Source organism: Paraferrimonas haliotis, assembly GCF_002282895.1.
GTDB classification, from domain to species: domain Bacteria; phylum Pseudomonadota; class Gammaproteobacteria; order Enterobacterales; family Shewanellaceae; genus Paraferrimonas; species Paraferrimonas haliotis.
In genome coordinates this window covers 22,702-40,555 of the sequence record NZ_NRRB01000005.1, presented here as the reverse complement: position 1 = coordinate 40,555, position 17,854 = coordinate 22,702, and the positions used below count along the sequence as shown (strand labels likewise).

The following is a 17,854-nucleotide window of genomic DNA, read 5'->3' as shown; positions in this document are numbered from 1 at the left end:
TTGGCTGGGCTTTCACCCAGCGCTGTTATTATAACGACACGCCCGAGAACGACATGAAACCCAAAGCCATAAGGCCAACCGAAATAAAGGTAATACCTAGGCCACGCAGTCCATCTGGAACATCCGCGTATTTTAGCTTCTCTCGGATACCCGCCAGCAAGGTAATGGCAATCGCCCACCCCAAGCCAGAACCAAAGCCAAACACGATGCTTTCGGTTAAGTTATATCCGCGTTGTTCCATGAAAGACACACCACCAAAAATGGCGCAGTTCACGGTAATCAACGGCAAGAAAATACCCAATGCGTTGTACAAAGGTGGGAAATACTTATCTAAAGTCATTTCCAAAATTTGCACCAATGCCGCAATCACGCCGATAAAGGTAATAAACTTCAAAAAGCTTAAATCAGCGTCCGGTAGTCCTGCCCAAGCCAACGCGCCTGGCGCTAGAATGTTGGTAAAGATAAGTTGGTTAACCGGTGTTGCAATGGTCAGCACCACAATTACCGCGACACCCAAACCTGAAGCCGTTGCTACTTTTTTAGAGACCGCTAAGAAAGTACACATCCCCAAGAAGAAGGCCAATGCCATGTTCTCGATGAAGATGGAACGAATTAAAATGCTAATGTAATGTTCCATGCGCGCTTACTCCTTAGGCTCAACTTGTTCTGGTTTCCAGACGCGAACCGCCCAAATCATGAAACCAATAATAAAGAAGGAGCTTGGTGGTAGTAACAACAGGCCATTCGCTTGATACCAATCACTGGCTAAGATTTCCACGCCAAACAAAGTACCTGAACCGAACAGCTCACGGATAAAGCCAACCGTCATTAGTACTGCTGCGTATCCGAAACCGTTACCGATGCCGTCTAGGAAGCTTTCCATTGGCGGGCTCTTCATAGCAAAGGCCTCGGCTCTACCCATAACGATACAGTTGGTAATGATTAAGCCGACAAATACCGTTAATTGCTTTGAAATATCATAAGCGTAAGCTTGCAGAATCAAGTCAACCAATATCACCAGTGATGCAATGATGGTCATTTGCACAATGATTCGCACACTGCTCGGAATGTGATGGCGAATAATGGAAATGAACAGATTGGAAAATGCCGTTACTGCGGTTAATGCAATGGACATCACCAAGGCTACTTCCATTTTACTGGTAACCGCTAGCGCCGAACAAACACCAAGTACCTGTAAGGTAATCGGGTTATTAGAAAATACTGGGCTAAACAGCGCCTCTTTTAGGGATCTTGCTTCAGCCATTATCCTAATCCTCCTTGGCGAACTTTAGCGAGATAAGGACCGAATCCTTCTTCACCAAGCCAGAAATGCAAACTGTACTCAACACCGTTTGACGTTAAGGTTGCACCTGACAGAGCATCAACACCGTAGTCGCTGCTGGTGATTGCAGGTACTTTGCTCACTTGAATGGCAATGTCGCCATTGTCGTCAAATAGCTTTTTACCTTGCCACAACGCTTGCCAGTCGGGATTTTGAACTTCAGAGCCTAGCCCTGCGGTTTCTTTTTGCTCGTAGTAAACAAGGTTTTTAACCGTATTCAAATCCGACTCAAGTGCCACAAACGCGTACATGGTAGACCACAATCCTGCGCCATGAATGGGCAAAATAACGTTGCTAACCTGACCTTGGCCATCTTTTACCAAGTAAACTAAGGCGTCATTAGCATAACGTTTGACGTTAGCAATGTCGTTTTTAGGCTTAGTCGAGGTGGCGCTTTCACGAGCGGCTTTACGTTGATCGTAGTTGTCACCGTCAATGTCCGTGTATTCACCGCTGGCCAAGTTCACAACACGCGCTTCAATAAAGCGATTATACAACTGGGTTATCTCCGCTTTATCAGTTACCTGATAACCGGCAGCCGCCAGAATGTATTTTTGTTTATCCAGTTTCGCATTCGCGACCTGCAGTGGTTTAAGGGCGATGGCTGCGCTCGATACGATAACCGAGCAAATCAGACACAGACCAATTACCACAAACAGCGTTTTTCCAAAGGAATCGTTGCTTTTAGCCATGTCGAGCAAGCCTCCGTTTAATATTCGCTTGAACTACCACGTGGTCAAACAGTGGTGCAAATAGGTTGGCAAACAAGATGGCCAGCATCATGCCTTCTGGGAAGGCTGGGTTGAGCACCCGGATGAACACCGCCATAGCACCAATCAAAATACCGTATGCCCATTTTGCTTTGTTGGTAAAGCTTGCCGACACTGGGTCGGTGGCCATGAACATCATGCCGAACGCAAACCCACCGGTGACTAGATGCCAATACCAAGGCATCGAGAACATTGGGTTGCTATCACTGCCCAAGGCATTAAGTAGGGTTGATACAGCAATCATGCCCACCATAACACCGCCCACAATTCGCCAAGATGCAATGCGGGTATAGATAATGATTAAGCCACCTAATAAAATCGCTGCAGTGGACGTCTCACCAACAGAGCCTGGAATCAATCCCCAGAAACTTGCCCACCAGTCTTGCGTAAGCCCATACTCTAAGGTTCCAGCCGCCGCTTGCGATAACGCCGTGGCGCCAGAGAAGCCATCAGCGGCATTGGCGGCAATCCAGGTTGTATCGCCAGACATATTGAGCGGATAAGAGAAGAACAAAAACGCTCGGCCAGCAAGGGCTGGATTTAGGAAGTTACGCCCGGTTCCACCAAAAATTTCTTTAGCGACAACCACACCGAAGGTAATACCCAATGCGACCATCCACAGTGGAATGGTGGCTGGAAGCGTTAACGCAAACAGCACTGAAGTTACGAAAAAGCCTTCGTTAACTTCGTGACCGCGCACGCTGGCAAACAATACTTCCCAAAAGCCACCCACGGCAAAGGTTACCGCATAGATGGGAATAAAGAAGCAGGCCCCGTACCACATGAGTGCTGGTATACCGGAATTAGCGGTAAGTTCGGTGCCGAAGAGCCCAAATAAGCTCACTTGCCAAACGTCTGGTAGCGTTCCACCGGCCGCTAGTACGTCTTGAGCTTGCAAGCCCACGTTATACATACCAACAAACATGGCTGGAAACGTACAAGCCCAAACGGTAATCATCATCCGTTTAAGGTCTAGGTTATCACGAACGTGGGTCTTGCCTTTGTTCGTTTTACCTGGGGTGTAAAAGATGGTTGCAGCCGCTTCGTATAAGGCGTAGAACTTTTCGTACTTACCGCCTTTTTCGAAATCGGGCTCAATCTTCTCTAGAAAGTCTTTTAAACTCATTAGCCTTCCCTCTCGATGATTTCTAAGCACTCGCGCAGGTGGGCGCCGTAATCATACTTTCCAGGACATACGAAGGTACACAATGCCAAATCTTCTTCGTCCAACTCCAAACAACCTAACAACTGTGCATTGTCGGTATCTTTAGCAATGAGATCACGCAGTAGCATGGTTGGTAGAATATCCAAAGGCATTACTCGCTCATAGTTGCCAATGGGCACCATGGCGCGGTCAGAGCCACCGGTAGAGGTGGTCATGTCAAACATCTTGTTGGATAGGTGTCCTAAGAATGCACGTGTAATTGAGTACTTGTTAGTGCCTGGCGCTAACCATCCGAATAGTTCTTTTTCTGTTCCCTCATGCAACAGGCTCACCTGCTGATGATAGCGCCCCAAAAAGGCGTGCGGGCCGGATGCATTGGTTCCGTTAAGAACCGAGCCAGAGATGATGCGGTCTGTGCTGCCATCACCTTTGCTTTCACCAGAAGCCAATTGGGTTAAATCGGCACCTAAAGGACAGCGCACTAAACGCGGGTTACTCGCTTGAGGGCCTGCAAGTGCAATTACGCGCTGGTTATTAAGCTTACCGCTAACAAACAGTTTGCCGATAGCAATAACGTCTTGGTAATTAAGGCTCCAAACGCTGCGACTTGATGACGCCGGCATTAGGTGATGAATATGAGTACCCACCAAACCACTTGGGTGCGGTCCGGTGAATTCTTGCTTATCGATACCGTCGCTTGCCAACACCTCTGAGCCACCTTTAACGCAAAGGAAGATGGGTTGATTGGTCAATTGACGCAATACCGTTTGTCCTTGCTTAAATGCGTCACTGTCTGCGGCAATTACCACGTCTGGGTCAGCTGCTAACGGTTGAGAATCTATGGCGGTAATGAAAATCGCGGCAGGATCCGCGTCAATAGCTGGTACTTTAGAATAAGGACGCGTGCGAAACGCGGTCCATAACCCTGAGGCTATCAAGTTGCTGCGAACTTGGGCCGTGGTCAGTTGCGACAATTGTTCAACTGAGTAGCTATCGAATTCAAGCCCGTCTTCTTGACTGACTTCAATCACAACCGATTGCAAAACGCGTTTTGCTCCGCGATTGATTTCTACTACTTCACCACTGGCTAAAGCCGTGTGTTTTACTCCTGGGTTCTTTTTGTCTTCAAACAGAACCTGTCCTTGCTGCACCACGTCGCCAACTTTGACTTTCATGGTGGGCCGCATGCCTACATACTCTTCGCCTAATGTTGCGACTCGAGTAATAGCTGGGCCTTCATGGATTACTTGTTGCGGGCCGCCACTAATGGGCAAATCCAAGCCTTTCTTTATTGTAATCATATTAATAGCACTACGTTTAAATGAAGGTGTTACGCCGCTTATTATTTTGGTGAGCCAGTTATAAATATCCCCACAAAGTGAGAGCGAAATCACACTGACTCGCGCGCATTCTAACGTAATTAATTAACCTTCGCCATGAAAATCACAACACTTTAGTCATACCTTGTCAGCAATGTCGCCTCAAACCGTTGAATTTATATACGAAACGAAGAAATATCAGACAAATCAACTCCACTATTAAGAAAAAACCGCATTAAATATCTGCTAAAATTCAATAAGTTATCTTCAGCAGATACCATAAAAATAAAAAAGGCAGCCAAAGCTGCCTTTTTTAATCAAACTTAAGTTTAGTTAGAACTGGTAACGATATCCGAGCATGGCCGTGCGTGGCTTACCTGGTTGAATAGAACCATGGACTCGGGTAGCGGCATAGGTTTTGTCCAACACGTTATCGACATTTAGGTAGACTTTTTGGTGCTTATCGAACTCATAATAGGCGCCCAAATCCATCACCCAGTGACTCGCAATTAGCTCATCGGCAGCAATGGTGCCTTGACCGGCTCGAGTACGCATGTCACTGATGTAACGACCATTAACGTTAAAGGCCCAGTTGTCCCCTGCCACACCCGCTTTCAAATAGAACTGGTGTTCAGCCAAATACGGCATAGCATCACCTTTTTTAACGCTACCCCAAGTATCCAAATCCGACTCAAAGTCGTTTTGGAACTCACTGTTGGTGTAGGTGTAGGCAACACGCATTGGCAAGGTTAACTCACCAACAGCGGGCTCGTAGCTACCGCTCAGCTCAAGGCCATTAATCTTAACTTCACCGGCGTTGTATTGATTGTCGATTTTATCTTCATCACAACCTTGAGCGGCGGTACAGTTACCGTGCATGTTCGAGTAGTCAGACAAAAATGCGATGGCTTCCATACCGACGTCATTGCGGGAATAACGAACCCCAGCTTCGTAGTTGTAGCTCTCTTCCGCTTCAGCAGAGTCATTACCGGGTGCCGGTGGCGCAAAGCCTTTTTGAACGCCAGCCAACACCACCCAATTTTCGGTAAGGTTATAAGTCGCACCTAATGCCGGTAGCACGGCAGACACTGTGTTGCTTACGTTTTTATCAGGTTCGTTTTCGCGGCCTGGATCCGTCTTACCCCAATCTTTACGACGTACTTCTACCCACTGATAGCGCGCGCCGGTGTTTACGTGCAAGCTACCCCAATTCAGTTCAACTAAAGCATAACCGGCGGCACTGGTACCACTGTCAATGCGGTTAGAGTCAGTACCAGGAATGCCTGCGTTGGTTAGTGTCATGGAAAGATCTTGATTGAGCTGGTAGGTATCTACCCATTGGAAGCGATCCATTTCATCTTCGTGATAGCGACCACCCACAATCAAGGTGTGCTCACCGAGCATCATCGAGCCTTCCGTTTGAATGCCATAGGATTGGTAATCACGGTTATTGGCTTTAACCCCCACTTCCAATCCTGCAGCGGTCGGGTTCTTATCAAACGCCGACGCCTTATCGATACCGCCGGAGCCTAAGCTATCACCACCCACTCGGTAGGCTTTATACCAGTTACGGTGAAACTTATTGAAATACACCTGTGACGACAAATCAAAGCCATTCTTAAAGTCGATATAATGGTTGATCTGAGCGTTGTGATGGTCCGTCTTCATTTCGTCTTCTTGCGACGCTGAATAACGATAGAACGGGTTATTAGCAAAGTCGTCATCGGTAAGACCCATGTAGGTTTCGTCAGACACTTCATCGCTGTATTTGTACTTAAATTCCGCCTCCTGGTAAAAAGATGCGCTATCTTGACTCATGGCTTTAAGCTTGAGCATGACGTCGTTTTTAACAAAGCCAGTATCTTGGTTTACTGGCAGCTCTTTAAAGCCATCAGCTTGATAGCGATACACTTCTAACAAACCACCAAACTGCTCGCCACTGGTGCCTGCCGCCGCGTGCAATTTTCCGTAGCCGTCTTCGCCTAATGCTAAATCGGCAAAGCCTTCTGTACCATTAGTTGGTACTTGGCGTGAAATCATGTTTATAACGCCACCGGTTGTGCGTGGGCCGTGTCGAACCGCCGAGCTGCCTTTTAATACCTCAAGCCCAGTCATGCGTCCCATCGTTGGGAAATAGTAGGCCGCTGGTGCCGCTAATGGCGCTGGCGCTACCAACACGCCATCTTCTAAAACAGTAATTTTTTCAGAGCGGCTAGAGCCAGTGCCGCGCATACCTATGTTAGGGCGCAAACCGTAGCCGTCTTCTTCCATAACGTATACGCCAGGTACTTGTTGCAATACGCGCATCACATCGCTGTAATCGAACGCTTCTAAATCTTGCTGAGTGATGACATTGACCGACCCAGGAATTTCATTAACCGGAGTTTTAGAGCCGACAATGGAAATGGTTTCCATGACGCTTTTCTGATCATCGGCTAGCGCCGTCATTGATAAAGCGCCGCTTACCGCAAGCGTACAAAGTGCTAATGGGAATTGACGTGATTTCATTACTATCCTTAATAACGGTTATTATTCTGAATATGATTTTACGAATGAGAATAGTTTGCATTAACGTTAACAAATAAACAACATTAACTTAGAAAAATAATGATACCTAGATCACACTTTGTAACCCCGGCTTTACAGTTAGCCGAAAATCGGCCACAAAAAAAGCGGCAAATTTGCCGCTTTTTTTATGCTAGAAGACTTGGCTTTATAGCTTATTAAGGATCTCGTCTGACAAGGCGAGATCGCTGTTGCGGTTTACCTCGATGCCCGCTGCAAGAATATCTGAGGCAATGCCTTTGGCTTCTTCAAGCGAGTGCATTTCATAAGTGCCACATTGATATTCGTTGAGTTCAGGAATGTCATTTTGACTGGCTACATTAAGCACGTCTTGCATCGATGCACGCCATGCGTCGGCCACTTCTTGCTCCGCTGGTGTGCCAATTAAACTCATGTAAAAACCGGTGCGACAGCCCATTGGCGACAAATCAATAATCTCTTGCTCACCTTGATTTAAATGATCTCGCATAAAGCCTGCAAACAAATGTTCTAAGGTATGTATGCCCTTCTCAGAAAGTATGTCCTTATTAGGCACGCAAAATCTCAAGTCAAATACGGTAATGGTATCCCCGCTTGGGGTTTTCATGGTTTTAGCGACTCGTACGGCCGGGGCGTCCATTCGAGTATGGTCAACAGTAAAGCTGTCTAGTAAAGGCATGTAAGCACCTCAAATCGTGGTCTATTTATGGCGCCTACCTTACCGCTTAGACGCCATAGGTCAAGGACTAATTCAGTTTCGAGCGTCGGAATACGCATCTTCAGCAATGGCGTGATACTGATTCACCGCGTCATTGAACGACTGGTACGATTGATAAACGGCTTTCATTTGTTCATCTTGAGCCACTTGTTCTTCAATTAATGCAGCGGTTTCTTTTTTTAATGCCGCCACTACGTCGTCTGGAAACTGTCGAATTTGCACGCCATGTTCCTCAACCAAGGTGGTTAAAGCGCCGGCGTTTCTGGCGGTGTATTCGTCAAGCATATCCTGGTTAACCGCACGTGCGGCGGCCTTAACAATCGCTTGTAAGTCGGTCGGCAGTTGCGCTAACGCCTGCTGGTTGACTAAAAACTCTAGTGTTGTACCGGGCTCATGCCAACCGGGGTAGTAGTAATAGTTTGCCGCTTTGTACAGACCAAAGGCTAAGTCATTATAAGGTCCAACCCATTCGGTAGCATCGATAGCGCCGGTTTCAAGTGCCGTAAACAACTCGCCACCCGGCAAAGTAACCGCCACACCACCAAGCCGGGTCAGCACTTCACCACCCAAGCCTGGCAAGCGCATTTTAAGACCTTTTAAATCGTCAACCGACTTAATTTCCTTGTTAAACCAGCCACCCATTTGGGTTCCGGTATTGCCACCGGCCATAGGCACTACCCCATAATCGGCGTACAACTGCTGCCAAAGCTCAAGACCGCCGCCATAGTGCAGCCAACCATTCATCTGCTGCGCATTCATGCCAAATGGAACCGCTGCAAAAAACTGCGCTGCTGGCATCTTGCCTTTCCAATAGTAAGCCGCACCATGACCCATTTGTGCGGTGCCTTGACTGACCGTATCAAACACTTCGAACGCCGGTACCAGCTCACCAGCGCCATAGACTTTCACGGTTAAACGTCCACCGGACATTTCCGTTACCATGTTGGCAAAGTTTTCCGGTGCTGTGCCCAGTCCAGGGAAGTTTTTGGGCCAGGTAGTAACCAGCTTCCATTGGTAGCTTTGCTGGGCTTGTGCTGACGCAGTGGTTTGCTGTTGTGCAGGTTTCGAACAACCCACTATCCCCAATACAACCCATAAGCCGATAGCGATAAGTCGCTTCATAGTGAACTCCGTTTTGTCTATCCGTAAATAAGTTTAGGAAGCCAGGTTGCTATGCTTGGCCAAATGGCCATGAGTACAATAAGCAACAATTGAATTCCAATAAACGGCATTACCCCCCAGTACAAACTTGAGCTGGTTAGTTGCGCTGGTGCAACGCCGCGCAAATAGAACAAGGCAAAACCAAAAGGTGGGGTTAAAAACGAAGTTTGAAGATTCACGGCAATCATAATCCCAAGCCAAACCGGATCCAGCCCCATCATTAACAGTACCGGTGCAACAATGGGCACCACTACAAACGTGATTTCAATAAAATCTAAAATAAACCCTAGTAGAAAAATGACCAACATGACCACCAGCGTCGCCCCAAACACACCGCCGGGCAGCTCTGTTAAAACGCCATGGATCAGCTCTTCACCACCCAGACCACGAAACACCAAGGAAAATAGCGACGCCCCAATTAAAATCAAAAACACCATGGCATTAACTTTCACAGTACTGAGCAACACTGCTCGCATAGTGCTCACACTTAAACTGCGACGCAGTAATGCCAATACGATGGCGCCACAAGCGCCTACTGCAGACGCTTCGGTAGGGGTTGCAAGACCCAATAAAATGGAGCCCAGCACCAACAAAATTAAAATAATTGGCGGCAACAATGAACGCATCAACAGGCTGAAAACCGGGTCATCGGCACGCTCATTTTCCTCCGCAGGAAACCATTGTGGCTTTGCCTTTAGCACAATTAAGGCATAGCCGATGTACATAGACACTAACAACAATCCGGGAATGAGTGCGCCCGCAAACAAGTCCCCAACCGATACCGTTTTAGGGGAAAACGATCCCATTTGAATTTGAGCTTGCTGGTAGGCTGAAGATAGCACGTCTCCTAATAACACTAAGGTTATAGAGGGCGGTATTATTTGCCCCAAGGTTCCAGTGGCACATATTGCACCGGCTGCAAAACCTGGATGGTAGCCTCGCTTCATCATAGCCGGCAGTGACATCAACCCCATAGTCACCACCGTTGCCCCAACGATGCCGGTGCTTGCTGCTAACAACATGCCCACCACAATAACCGACACAACCAAACCACCGCGAAAACGGCCAAACAGTTTGGCCATACTGTCTAGTAAATCTTCAGCAATTCGAGACTTTTCTAACACCACCCCCATCAAAACAAACAAGGGTACAGCGAGTAAGGTTTGATTATTAATGATGCCAAACAAACGACTGGGCATCGCTTGTAAAAAGCTCCAATCGAACAAGCCAAATAACGAAGCGCCAGCGGCAAACATCAAGGCGGTTCCGGCTAATGTCAGTGCCACCGGATAGCCAAACATCAACAGCACGCACACGGCAATAAAGAGAGCGATGGCCATTAATCATCTCCCTTGATTGCGCCAATGCTGATCATAAGCTGAGCGATGGCTTGCAAAGTAAAGGTGACGACAAAGGCTAAAATAAGTGATTTTTGAATGAATACTAAAGGTAAACCACCGGCTTCAGCGGATCCTTCAAGTCGTTGCCAAGAAACCCAGACATATTCCCAACTGACAGCACCAATAAATACAGTAACCGGCAGTAAAAATAACAAGTTGCCCAATAGGTTAACCCAAGCTTGCTGGTGTTTCGAAAACCCTCGATAAAAGACATCGACGCGCACATGAGCGTCGTGTTTAAGGGTAAAGCCTGCCCCAAGCAATAATATGGCGCCGTGCAGATAAAGTACGCTCTCTTGCAAGGCGATAGAGCCTATCTCAAACACATAACGCAATGCCACGACCGTTAATAACAGCAGTGCCATGACCAAGGTAAGCCACGCCAGCAAGTGACCTAACAACTCAGAAAAGCGATTAATGCGTTGAATAATAAAGTGCAAAACGAAATCTTAATAAATGCATTTAACACTTTGATAACAGAAAAATCAGGTAAAAAGCCAGCCTTTTCTAATGAACCTAATCATTTATCAGAAAAGCTGGCTTGAGTCTTGATGGGTTAATTAAACATCATAGGTGGTGGAAGCCGTGTCACCACCGCGACCGGTCCAATTGGTATGAAAGAACTCACCTCGAGGTCTGTCCAGTCGCTCGTAGGTGTGAGCGCCGAAAAAGTCCCGTTGTGCTTGTAACAGGTTAGCGGGCAATCGCGCCGTTCTAAAACCATCGAAGTAAGTGAGTGCTGAGCTGAGGCATGGAATGGCAATACCATTAGCTACCGCGACCGCAACCACGTTACGCCAGCCTTGTTGAGCACTGGATACCGTATCCTTGAAGTAAGGCGCGAACAATAAATTATCTAAATCCGGTTGACGCACGTAAGCTTCGTTAATTTTTCCTAAGAATCCTGAACGAATGATGCAGCCTCCACGCCACATGAGAGCGATGGCTCCGTAGTTGAGATCCCAGCCATATTCTTTAGCTGCCTCTCGCATCAGCATATAGCCTTGAGCATAAGAGACAATTTTGGCGGCCAACACCGCTTGACGAAGATCTTCAATAAAGGCTTGTTTGTCGCCCGTAAAGTTAATTTCTGGGCCGCTGATAAGTTTAGATGCTTGTACGCGTTGGTCTTTTTTAGCCGAAATGCAACGGGCGAATACGGAGTCGGCAATCAAAGTAAGTGGAACACCAAGATCCAAAGCGGTAACGCCCGTCCACTTACCGGTGCCCTTTTGCCCGGCAGTGTCTAAAATCTTCTCTACCAGCACCTCGCCATCTTCATCCTTGTAGGCAAAAATGTCTTTGGTAATATCGATAAGGTAACTATCTAATTCCGTGGTGTTCCAATGAGCAAACACTTTTTGAATGTCGTCAGAGGAAAGACCTAACACCACTTTCATTAGCTGATAAGCCTCGCAAATCAACTGCATATCGCCGTATTCAATGCCGTTGTGGACCATTTTAACGAAATGACCGGCACCGGCATCCCCTACCCAATCGCAACAGGGAACCACCATCTCACCCTGTTCATTAGCGACTTTCGCTGAAATGGATTGAAAGATGTCTTTAACAAAAGGCCACGCTGCCTTAGCACCCCCCGGCATAATTGAAGGGCCTGTTAACGCCCCTTCCTCACCACCTGACACACCGCTGCCAATGAAGTGAATGCCTTTACTGGCTAGGTATTCAGTACGACGATTAGAATCTGGAAAATGGCTGTTACCACCGTCGATGATGATGTCCCCTTTATCGAGCAGGGGTAATAATTTTTCGATAAAGTCGTCCACCGCTTGGCCGGCTTTCACCATCAGCATCACCTTTCTTGGTGTCGCAAGCGACTCAACAAACGCTTCGATGGTCGCAGCACCTCGGATATTTTTCCCTTGAGCTCGGCCATTAATAAATTTTTCGACCTTTGCGTAACTGCGATTAAACGCAGTAACGGTGAAGCCTTTAGACTCCATATTGAGAATGAGGTTTTCCCCCATTACCGCCAGGCCTACTAAACCAATATCTGACTTATCTTTCATTTCATATCCTTAAGTACTGAAACTATCCCGGCTCAGCTGAGCAGCCATGCCAGTGACCAATTGTTAACAATCTGCATTTAATGATAGCTAACATACGTTATTTTTAACATTTAACAAAACGAAGCTTGCTCATCATTACTGCAACCCAGCCTGGGTTCAAAATGGCGTTATTAGCCGGTGCACGAAGGCGAACGCGGTGCCTGTTGTGCAAGCTTAAGCCATTCTTCACTGGTATAAGTGTGTAACGCAAGCGCGTGCAAGCTCGTAGCCAACTCATCAGCCAAAACCGCGTTAACTTCTCGATGTCTTGCTAACAGTCGCTTACCTTCGAAATGGTCGCTGACGATAATGGCTTTAAAATGACTGTGACCATCGGCAGAGCTGCGATGCATATGACTTTCATTGATCACTTGTAAGTGACTTGGGGAGAATGCCTGGTTAAGTTTATTTTCAATAGTTTGCTGCATTAGCAACGACTCCAAACAAATTAGATTTCTAGTCAGCGATGAAAGCTATCATTTATCGCTCTGAAGGTGAAGTTTAGTCGAGCATCAGACACCTTACTTCGTTTGGGCACGGCATGCTGCCAATGCGCTTGCATCGGTGGCCACATAATAACCAAGTCGCCACTTTGAAGCTCAAACTTTACTGTCTCTCGAGTGTGTTTATTGCGCAGGCAAAAGTCACGGCTAGCACCAATGGTCAATGACCCGATTGGATGGCTAGCAATCAGTTCTGGCTCATCATCACTGTGCCATCCCATACTGTCCATACCGGTTCGATAATGATTGGCTAAGACTGAATTAAACTTCAACTTAAATACTCTATTGAGTCTCGATTGAACGTCTAGCAAGCACTCTGGGTAATCTTCCCCATAGAAAATTTTGCCGGAATATCGGTAGCCGGCATTGTTGTGGGCAAACCAAACCTGCTGTCGAGGAATTCTATGAGATTTGCCGAAGAGTTGAATGCTAGGCTGCTGCCATGGGTAATCAACGGCTTCTGCTTGTAACCTCTGCAGAGTCTCTAAAGATAGCCAGTTGCGGACGATAGAGACAGCGCCATCGGCAAAAATAAAATGCTGTTGTTTTGTCAATCCCTTTCTTCCTCCGCGCAAATGCTGTCATAATACCGACAATTATCATTAATAACCGACCAACGAAATGCCTTTAGAAACCGAATTGGCTGGCCAACAACTGACGTTAAAACGCTATCCAGTGACCAACAACAATTTACAAGCGTGGGATGCCGCTGATCACCACTTGCTTAAGGTTGTTAATGAGGCACATCTAAATACTCAACACTGTTTGTTAATTAATGATAGCTTCGGCGCACTCGCTTGTGGGCTCAATGCCACCAGAGTGTTGGCCCATACCGATTCCAAAGTGGCTCAATTGGGCTGCCAAAAAAACATAGCCCTCAATGGCATCGACACCTCGATTACTTGGATCCATTTACAACAAGAATGGCCAAAAGACATCGACTTAGTATTAATGAAACTGCCAAGAAACCTCAATCAATTAGATAGCCAATTGATAAAGCTAAGCCAAACATTAACTAAAGGTACTCGCATACTTATTGCAGGCAAGGCCAAAAACATTAATCGCAATATCGTTGAGCGCTGTGCCAAACATATTGGTCAAGCAACACCCAGTCTTGCATGGAAAAATACCCGAGTGATTGACTGTATATTCGATGGAAAAGTGCGCCCAACGACCCCACTTCGCAGTTGGCCAATACCAGAATATAACCTGAACATTGATAATTTACCCAATGTATTTGCGGGCAACAGTTTAGACATTGGTGCCCGGCTTATGCTTCAACACATACCCAATAACATCAGTGGCGACATCGTTGATCTAGGCTGCGGCAATGGGGTTCTTGGGTTGCGTGCTGCACAACTGAACAGCAAGGCCCAAATCCATTTTGTCGACGAATCAAAAGCCGCCGTAGACAGTGCGTTTCGCAATTGGCAAAACAACTTTTCTGGGCAAGACAACCGTGCCAGCTTCCATTGGAATGACTGTTTAAGTGGCCTTACTCAACTGGGTGCCGAGTTAGTATTATGCAACCCACCGTTTCATCAAGGCGACGCTCTAACGGATCACATTGCTTGGCAAATGTTAAATGATGCTAAGCGTGTTCTAAAGCCGGGCGGAATATTATTACTTGTTGGCAATAGACACTTAGGCTATCACATTAAAATGCAAAGGGTTTTTGGTGAAGTTTCAACCATCGCATCGGACCCCAAATTCGTAATCTTACAAAGTAAAAAATAACTAAATTTGTAAAGGAAAAAATAGATGAAGAAACTGCTTATACCGGTTTTCGTATTGGCAACCCTAGGTTTAAGTGGTTGTACAACCACCTATCCACAAGTCGCGCTCGATCCGTCAGCGCCACAAATTAACCAACGCCACACCGGTCAACTGAGCTTTTCTAGCCAAGATCTTCGCAGCGCTAACTACATAGCCAAGATAAAAAAATCCGACGATGCGGCTCAATTGATTGCGCCCACTCAGCCACCTCGCCTGCAAATTCAACAATTGCTCAGTGACGCCTTTGCCAAACAAGGCTATCGAATTCAAGCGCAGGCACCGGTTAACGTACAACTCAATTTAGTTGACCTTAAATCGGTGGTGGAGCAGAAGTTTTACAAATACCAAGCGAATACCAATATTGAACTGACTTTAGTTGCCGACAATGGCAATCAAACGCTCACTAAAACCTATCGTGGTAATGCCCAGCGCAGTGCGCCCTTGTCAGCGGATCCCGCCACATTAGAGTTGGAAATAAACCAACTGATTACCAAGGTATTGCAAGAGATTGTCGACGACCCTGAACTGCACAGCTTCATTGCCAATTAAGGATTTGATTATGTGGAAAGTATTGTTGGCCGGATTACTGTTGATAACCAGCAACTCGTTATCGGCACAGCCTGTTTCAATCGAACAATTGCAACCGGACAACCCGTTTCCCGAAGTTCGCCTAGAGACCAGCATGGGTACAATCGTGATAGAAATGGATCGCAATCGCAGTCCAATCACGGTGAATAACTTTCTGAGCTACGTCGTTAAAGGCCACTACGACAACACCATTTTCCATCGCATTATTCCGGGGTTTGTGGTTCAAGGCGGTGGCTATGGAGTCGACTTGAACGAAAAGCCCTTAGATCCAGCCATTGTCAATGAAAGCGGTAACGGTTTGAGTAATGAGATCATGACCGTCGCCATGGCCCGAATGGATGATCCGCACTCGGCCAACAGCCAGTTCTTTTTCAATTTGGCGGACAATTACAAGCTTGACCCCAAAGCCTCTCGCTGGGGCTACACGGTATTTGGCGAAGTCACCGAAGGCCAAGAAGTTATTGAAGCCATGGCCAAGGTCCCTACCGGGCACAATGGCCAGGTCGGTTGGGATAATTTCCCGCTAACCACCATCATGCTTAATAAAGCCGTATTAGTGGAATATTAAATGGAGAGATCAAGTACTTAACCAACCATTCTACTAAAGTATTACTTTTCGGGTATAGCCAATCACAATGGGCTGCTATAGAGTAGCTATTCCGATTGGCTCAACGGTCTTTTGCCAACAGCCATCTATACAAAAAAAACGATAGAATAATAAGGGCACGGACGATGATGAATCCCGAGGATTTCATTCAAGCCAAAGCCCCGCAACTTGCATTTTATGGTCAAGCGGCTTTAGAAAAGCTGTTACCAGAATCTGAACTGCAGCAGTATTTGTGGGACACTCTCAGTGAGTGGGCACAGCATCAATATACAGGTCAAACCAATTCTCAGTTTGAACGGGTGTTTTGGCACCTATTATTCGAATTGCATCAATTGGAACATGAGTTGGAACACCTTTGCCAAGACACTAAACATCATCTGCTGGATTGTTGCAGCTACCTCTGCGGTGCTCAACAATTACCCAGTGGTTGCATTGGCGTGCGGCCAGAGGTTGTTAATTGCTAAAGAAGCGGTTAGTTTGTTGGGACTGATGCCCAAAGCTTAGGTCCCAATGCAAAACTGGCTCGTTAACACCTTCCCCAGCCTGTCCGTTTATGGACATAAACGCGTATTCATTCTGCTGTTGCTCGGCTTTTCCGCCGGCTTACCCTTAGTGCTGGTGTTTGGCACCTTGTCGTTTTGGCTTCGTGAAGCCGGCGTTGATAGAACCACCATTGGATACTTCAGTTGGATAGCCATCATTTATGCCTTTAAATGGGTGTGGTCTCCGATAGTGGATAGGTTATCGATTCCGCTGTTGAGTCGATTACTGGGACGGCGACGCAGCTGGATGCTGCTTGCGCAGCTGTCGCTCATTGCTGGGCTTGTTGGTATGGCTAACTCCGATCCGCAAAACAACTTAGTCCAGCTGGCTTGGTTCACCTTAGCGGTTGCCTTTGCCTCTGCCACTCAAGACATTGTTATAGACGCTTTTCGTATAGAATCGGCACCGGAGAAAATGCAAGGTGCGCTGGCGGCGGCCTACCAAGCCGGTTATCGCAGCGCCATGATTGTCGCAGGCGCCGGCGCCCTAACCTTTGCCGCCATGCTTTCACCAAGCGACGACAGCTACCTGCTATCCGCCTGGCAAGCGGCGTATTATCTGATGGCGCTGCTGGTTGGCGTGGGTGTCATCACCACCTTGTTAGCTAAAGAGCCGCAAACCGCCGCGGTTGATATCGATAGCGCTCAACGGGCCACCGAGCTCACACTGCAACAAAAGCTGCCGGCCAAGCTGGCGCGATTAACTGCTTGGCTGTATCACTCAGTGGTTATGCCCTTTAAAGATTTCTTTAGCCGCTTTGGTAAACCAGCGCTGTTAGTACTGTTGCTGATTTCCTGCTATCGCATTTCCGATATTGTGATGGGCATAATGGCCAATGTTTTCTACGTCGATATGGGCTTTGCCAAACAAGAAATCGCCGCTATCTCAAAAGTGTATGGACTTATTATGACCTTACTTGGCGGGGTTGCGGGCGGTGCGCTGCTAATGCGATACGGCACCATTAAGATCCTTTACTTAGGGGCACTGTTAGTAGCCTTAACCAACCTGCTGTTTGCCGTACAAGCCCAAGTGGGATACAACGTACCTTTACTGACGTTTTGTATCTCAGTGGATAACTTCAGCGCCGGCATCGCCACCGCCGCCTTTATTGCTTACCTGTCGTCGTTAACCAGCGCTGGCTATACCGCAACTCAGTATGCGCTGTTGTCGTCAATCATGCTGTTATTCCCTAAGTTTATCGCCGGTTTTTCTGGGATGTTTGTGGATGCCTTTGGCTATACTTGGTTCTTCTTAGGGGCGGGTTTAATAGGCCTTCCGGTGCTGACTTTGGTGACCTTAGTCGACAAGTACGCCAATCACACCAAAGAGCATTAAAAAAGCCAAAGCAT

The 17,854-nt window shown here is 47.1% G+C and carries 18 protein-coding genes; 5 read left to right on the top strand and 13 right to left on the bottom strand.

Features of this window, described 5'->3' with window-relative positions; translation table 11 throughout:
• Positions 1-28 precede the first annotated feature (28 nt).
• From nqrE to CLC91_RS10980, 13 genes are all read right to left on the bottom strand, one after another.
• Positions 29-637: an NADH:ubiquinone reductase (Na(+)-transporting) subunit E gene (gene nqrE / locus CLC91_RS11040; RefSeq protein WP_095498826.1), complete on the bottom strand. Its 609-nt coding sequence runs from the start codon at positions 635-637 to the stop codon at positions 29-31.
• Between the two features lie 6 nt (positions 638-643).
• On the bottom strand, positions 644-1,264 hold the full coding sequence (locus CLC91_RS11035; RefSeq protein ID WP_095498825.1) for an NADH:ubiquinone reductase (Na(+)-transporting) subunit D: 621 nt from the start codon (positions 1,262-1,264) through the stop codon (positions 644-646).
• On the bottom strand, positions 1,264-2,034 hold the full coding sequence (locus tag CLC91_RS11030) for a Na(+)-translocating NADH-quinone reductase subunit C (RefSeq protein WP_095498824.1): 771 nt from the start codon (positions 2,032-2,034) through the stop codon (positions 1,264-1,266). The genes CLC91_RS11035 and CLC91_RS11030 overlap by 1 nt, the downstream gene beginning before the upstream one ends.
• Positions 2,027-3,238, bottom strand: a complete 1,212-nt coding sequence (locus CLC91_RS11025) for an NADH:ubiquinone reductase (Na(+)-transporting) subunit B (protein ID WP_095498823.1) — start codon at positions 3,236-3,238, stop codon at positions 2,027-2,029. The genes CLC91_RS11030 and CLC91_RS11025 overlap by 8 nt, the downstream gene beginning before the upstream one ends.
• Complete coding sequence (locus tag CLC91_RS11020; RefSeq protein WP_095498822.1) at positions 3,238-4,578, bottom strand: Na(+)-translocating NADH-quinone reductase subunit A; 1,341 nt, start codon at positions 4,576-4,578, stop codon at positions 3,238-3,240. Before CLC91_RS11020 ends, CLC91_RS11025 begins: the two co-directional genes overlap by 1 nt.
• 351 nt (positions 4,579-4,929) lie before the next feature.
• Positions 4,930-7,104, bottom strand: coding sequence for a TonB-dependent receptor family protein (locus CLC91_RS11015; protein ID WP_095498821.1), 2,175 nt, complete (start codon positions 7,102-7,104; stop codon positions 4,930-4,932).
• Positions 7,105-7,309: 205 nt separating this feature from the next.
• Complete coding sequence (gene luxS / locus CLC91_RS11010) at positions 7,310-7,819, bottom strand: S-ribosylhomocysteine lyase (protein ID WP_095498820.1); 510 nt, start codon at positions 7,817-7,819, stop codon at positions 7,310-7,312.
• 72 nt (positions 7,820-7,891) lie between these two features.
• Positions 7,892-8,980 carry a TRAP transporter substrate-binding protein gene (locus CLC91_RS11005; protein WP_095498819.1) on the bottom strand — a complete coding sequence of 363 codons (1,089 nt, stop codon included), beginning with the start codon at positions 8,978-8,980 and terminating at the stop codon, positions 7,892-7,894.
• Between the two features lie 17 nt (positions 8,981-8,997).
• Positions 8,998-10,359, bottom strand: coding sequence for a TRAP transporter large permease (locus CLC91_RS11000; protein ID WP_095498818.1), 1,362 nt, complete (start codon positions 10,357-10,359; stop codon positions 8,998-9,000).
• Positions 10,359-10,859, bottom strand: a complete 501-nt coding sequence (locus CLC91_RS10995) for a TRAP transporter small permease subunit (RefSeq protein ID WP_233132616.1) — start codon at positions 10,857-10,859, stop codon at positions 10,359-10,361. The genes CLC91_RS11000 and CLC91_RS10995 overlap by 1 nt, the downstream gene beginning before the upstream one ends.
• Before the next feature lie 120 nt (positions 10,860-10,979).
• Positions 10,980-12,449 carry a decarboxylating NADP(+)-dependent phosphogluconate dehydrogenase gene (gnd, locus tag CLC91_RS10990; protein ID WP_095498817.1) on the bottom strand — a complete coding sequence of 490 codons (1,470 nt, stop codon included), beginning with the start codon at positions 12,447-12,449 and terminating at the stop codon, positions 10,980-10,982.
• Between the two features lie 170 nt (positions 12,450-12,619).
• The gene (locus CLC91_RS10985; protein WP_095498816.1) at positions 12,620-12,922 is read right to left on the bottom strand and encodes a BolA family protein; all 303 of its coding nucleotides are present in this window, start codon (positions 12,920-12,922) and stop codon (positions 12,620-12,622) included.
• Positions 12,923-12,948: 26 nt separating this feature from the next.
• Positions 12,949-13,545, bottom strand: coding sequence for an alpha-ketoglutarate-dependent dioxygenase AlkB family protein (locus CLC91_RS10980; protein WP_158220731.1), 597 nt, complete (start codon positions 13,543-13,545; stop codon positions 12,949-12,951).
• Positions 13,546-13,612: 67 nt separating this feature from the next.
• Here CLC91_RS10980 and CLC91_RS10975 point away from each other — a divergent pair, with 67 nt between their 5' ends.
• The 5 genes from CLC91_RS10975 to CLC91_RS10955 all read left to right on the top strand — a co-directional run bounded on the left by CLC91_RS10975 (position 13,613) and on the right by CLC91_RS10955 (position 17,840).
• Positions 13,613-14,728: a methyltransferase gene (locus tag CLC91_RS10975; RefSeq protein ID WP_095498814.1), complete on the top strand. Its 1,116-nt coding sequence runs from the start codon at positions 13,613-13,615 to the stop codon at positions 14,726-14,728.
• A gap of 24 nt (positions 14,729-14,752) precedes the next feature.
• Positions 14,753-15,316: a YajG family lipoprotein gene (locus tag CLC91_RS10970; protein ID WP_095498813.1), complete on the top strand. Its 564-nt coding sequence runs from the start codon at positions 14,753-14,755 to the stop codon at positions 15,314-15,316.
• A 10-nt stretch (positions 15,317-15,326) separates the two neighbouring features.
• On the top strand, positions 15,327-15,923 hold the full coding sequence (locus CLC91_RS10965; RefSeq protein ID WP_095498812.1) for a peptidylprolyl isomerase: 597 nt from the start codon (positions 15,327-15,329) through the stop codon (positions 15,921-15,923).
• Between the two features lie 164 nt (positions 15,924-16,087).
• Complete coding sequence (locus CLC91_RS10960) at positions 16,088-16,426, top strand: hypothetical protein (RefSeq protein WP_095498811.1); 339 nt, start codon at positions 16,088-16,090, stop codon at positions 16,424-16,426.
• A gap of 46 nt (positions 16,427-16,472) precedes the next feature.
• Positions 16,473-17,840 (top strand): AmpG family muropeptide MFS transporter, encoded by a 1,368-nt coding sequence (locus tag CLC91_RS10955; RefSeq protein WP_095498810.1) that lies wholly within the window; start codon positions 16,473-16,475, stop codon positions 17,838-17,840.
• The last annotated feature ends 14 nt before the right edge of the window (positions 17,841-17,854 follow it).

What these genes read in the sequence shown, in the direction of transcription:
- nqrE (WP_095498826.1), bottom strand. Translation starts at nt 637, where the DNA reads ATGGAACATTACATTAGCATTTTAATTCGTTCCATCTTCATCGAGAAC.
- CLC91_RS11035 (WP_095498825.1), bottom strand. Translation starts at nt 1,264, where the DNA reads ATGGCTGAAGCAAGATCCCTAAAAGAGGCGCTGTTTAGCCCAGTATTT.
- CLC91_RS11030 (WP_095498824.1), bottom strand. Translation starts at nt 2,034, where the DNA reads ATGGCTAAAAGCAACGATTCCTTTGGAAAAACGCTGTTTGTGGTAATT.
- CLC91_RS11025 (WP_095498823.1), bottom strand. Translation starts at nt 3,238, where the DNA reads ATGAGTTTAAAAGACTTTCTAGAGAAGATTGAGCCCGATTTCGAAAAA.
- CLC91_RS11020 (WP_095498822.1), bottom strand. Translation starts at nt 4,578, where the DNA reads ATGATTACAATAAAGAAAGGCTTGGATTTGCCCATTAGTGGCGGCCCG.
- CLC91_RS11015 (WP_095498821.1), bottom strand. Translation starts at nt 7,104, where the DNA reads ATGAAATCACGTCAATTCCCATTAGCACTTTGTACGCTTGCGGTAAGC.
- luxS (WP_095498820.1), bottom strand. Translation starts at nt 7,819, where the DNA reads ATGCCTTTACTAGACAGCTTTACTGTTGACCATACTCGAATGGACGCC.
- CLC91_RS11005 (WP_095498819.1), bottom strand. Translation starts at nt 8,980, where the DNA reads ATGAAGCGACTTATCGCTATCGGCTTATGGGTTGTATTGGGGATAGTG.
- CLC91_RS11000 (WP_095498818.1), bottom strand. Translation starts at nt 10,359, where the DNA reads ATGGCCATCGCTCTCTTTATTGCCGTGTGCGTGCTGTTGATGTTTGGC.
- gnd (WP_095498817.1), bottom strand. Translation starts at nt 12,449, where the DNA reads ATGAAAGATAAGTCAGATATTGGTTTAGTAGGCCTGGCGGTAATGGGG.
- CLC91_RS10975 (WP_095498814.1), top strand. Translation starts at nt 13,613, where the DNA reads ATGCCTTTAGAAACCGAATTGGCTGGCCAACAACTGACGTTAAAACGC.
- CLC91_RS10970 (WP_095498813.1), top strand. Translation starts at nt 14,753, where the DNA reads ATGAAGAAACTGCTTATACCGGTTTTCGTATTGGCAACCCTAGGTTTA.
- CLC91_RS10965 (WP_095498812.1), top strand. Translation starts at nt 15,327, where the DNA reads ATGTGGAAAGTATTGTTGGCCGGATTACTGTTGATAACCAGCAACTCG.
- CLC91_RS10960 (WP_095498811.1), top strand. Translation starts at nt 16,088, where the DNA reads ATGATGAATCCCGAGGATTTCATTCAAGCCAAAGCCCCGCAACTTGCA.
- CLC91_RS10955 (WP_095498810.1), top strand. Translation starts at nt 16,473, where the DNA reads ATGCAAAACTGGCTCGTTAACACCTTCCCCAGCCTGTCCGTTTATGGA.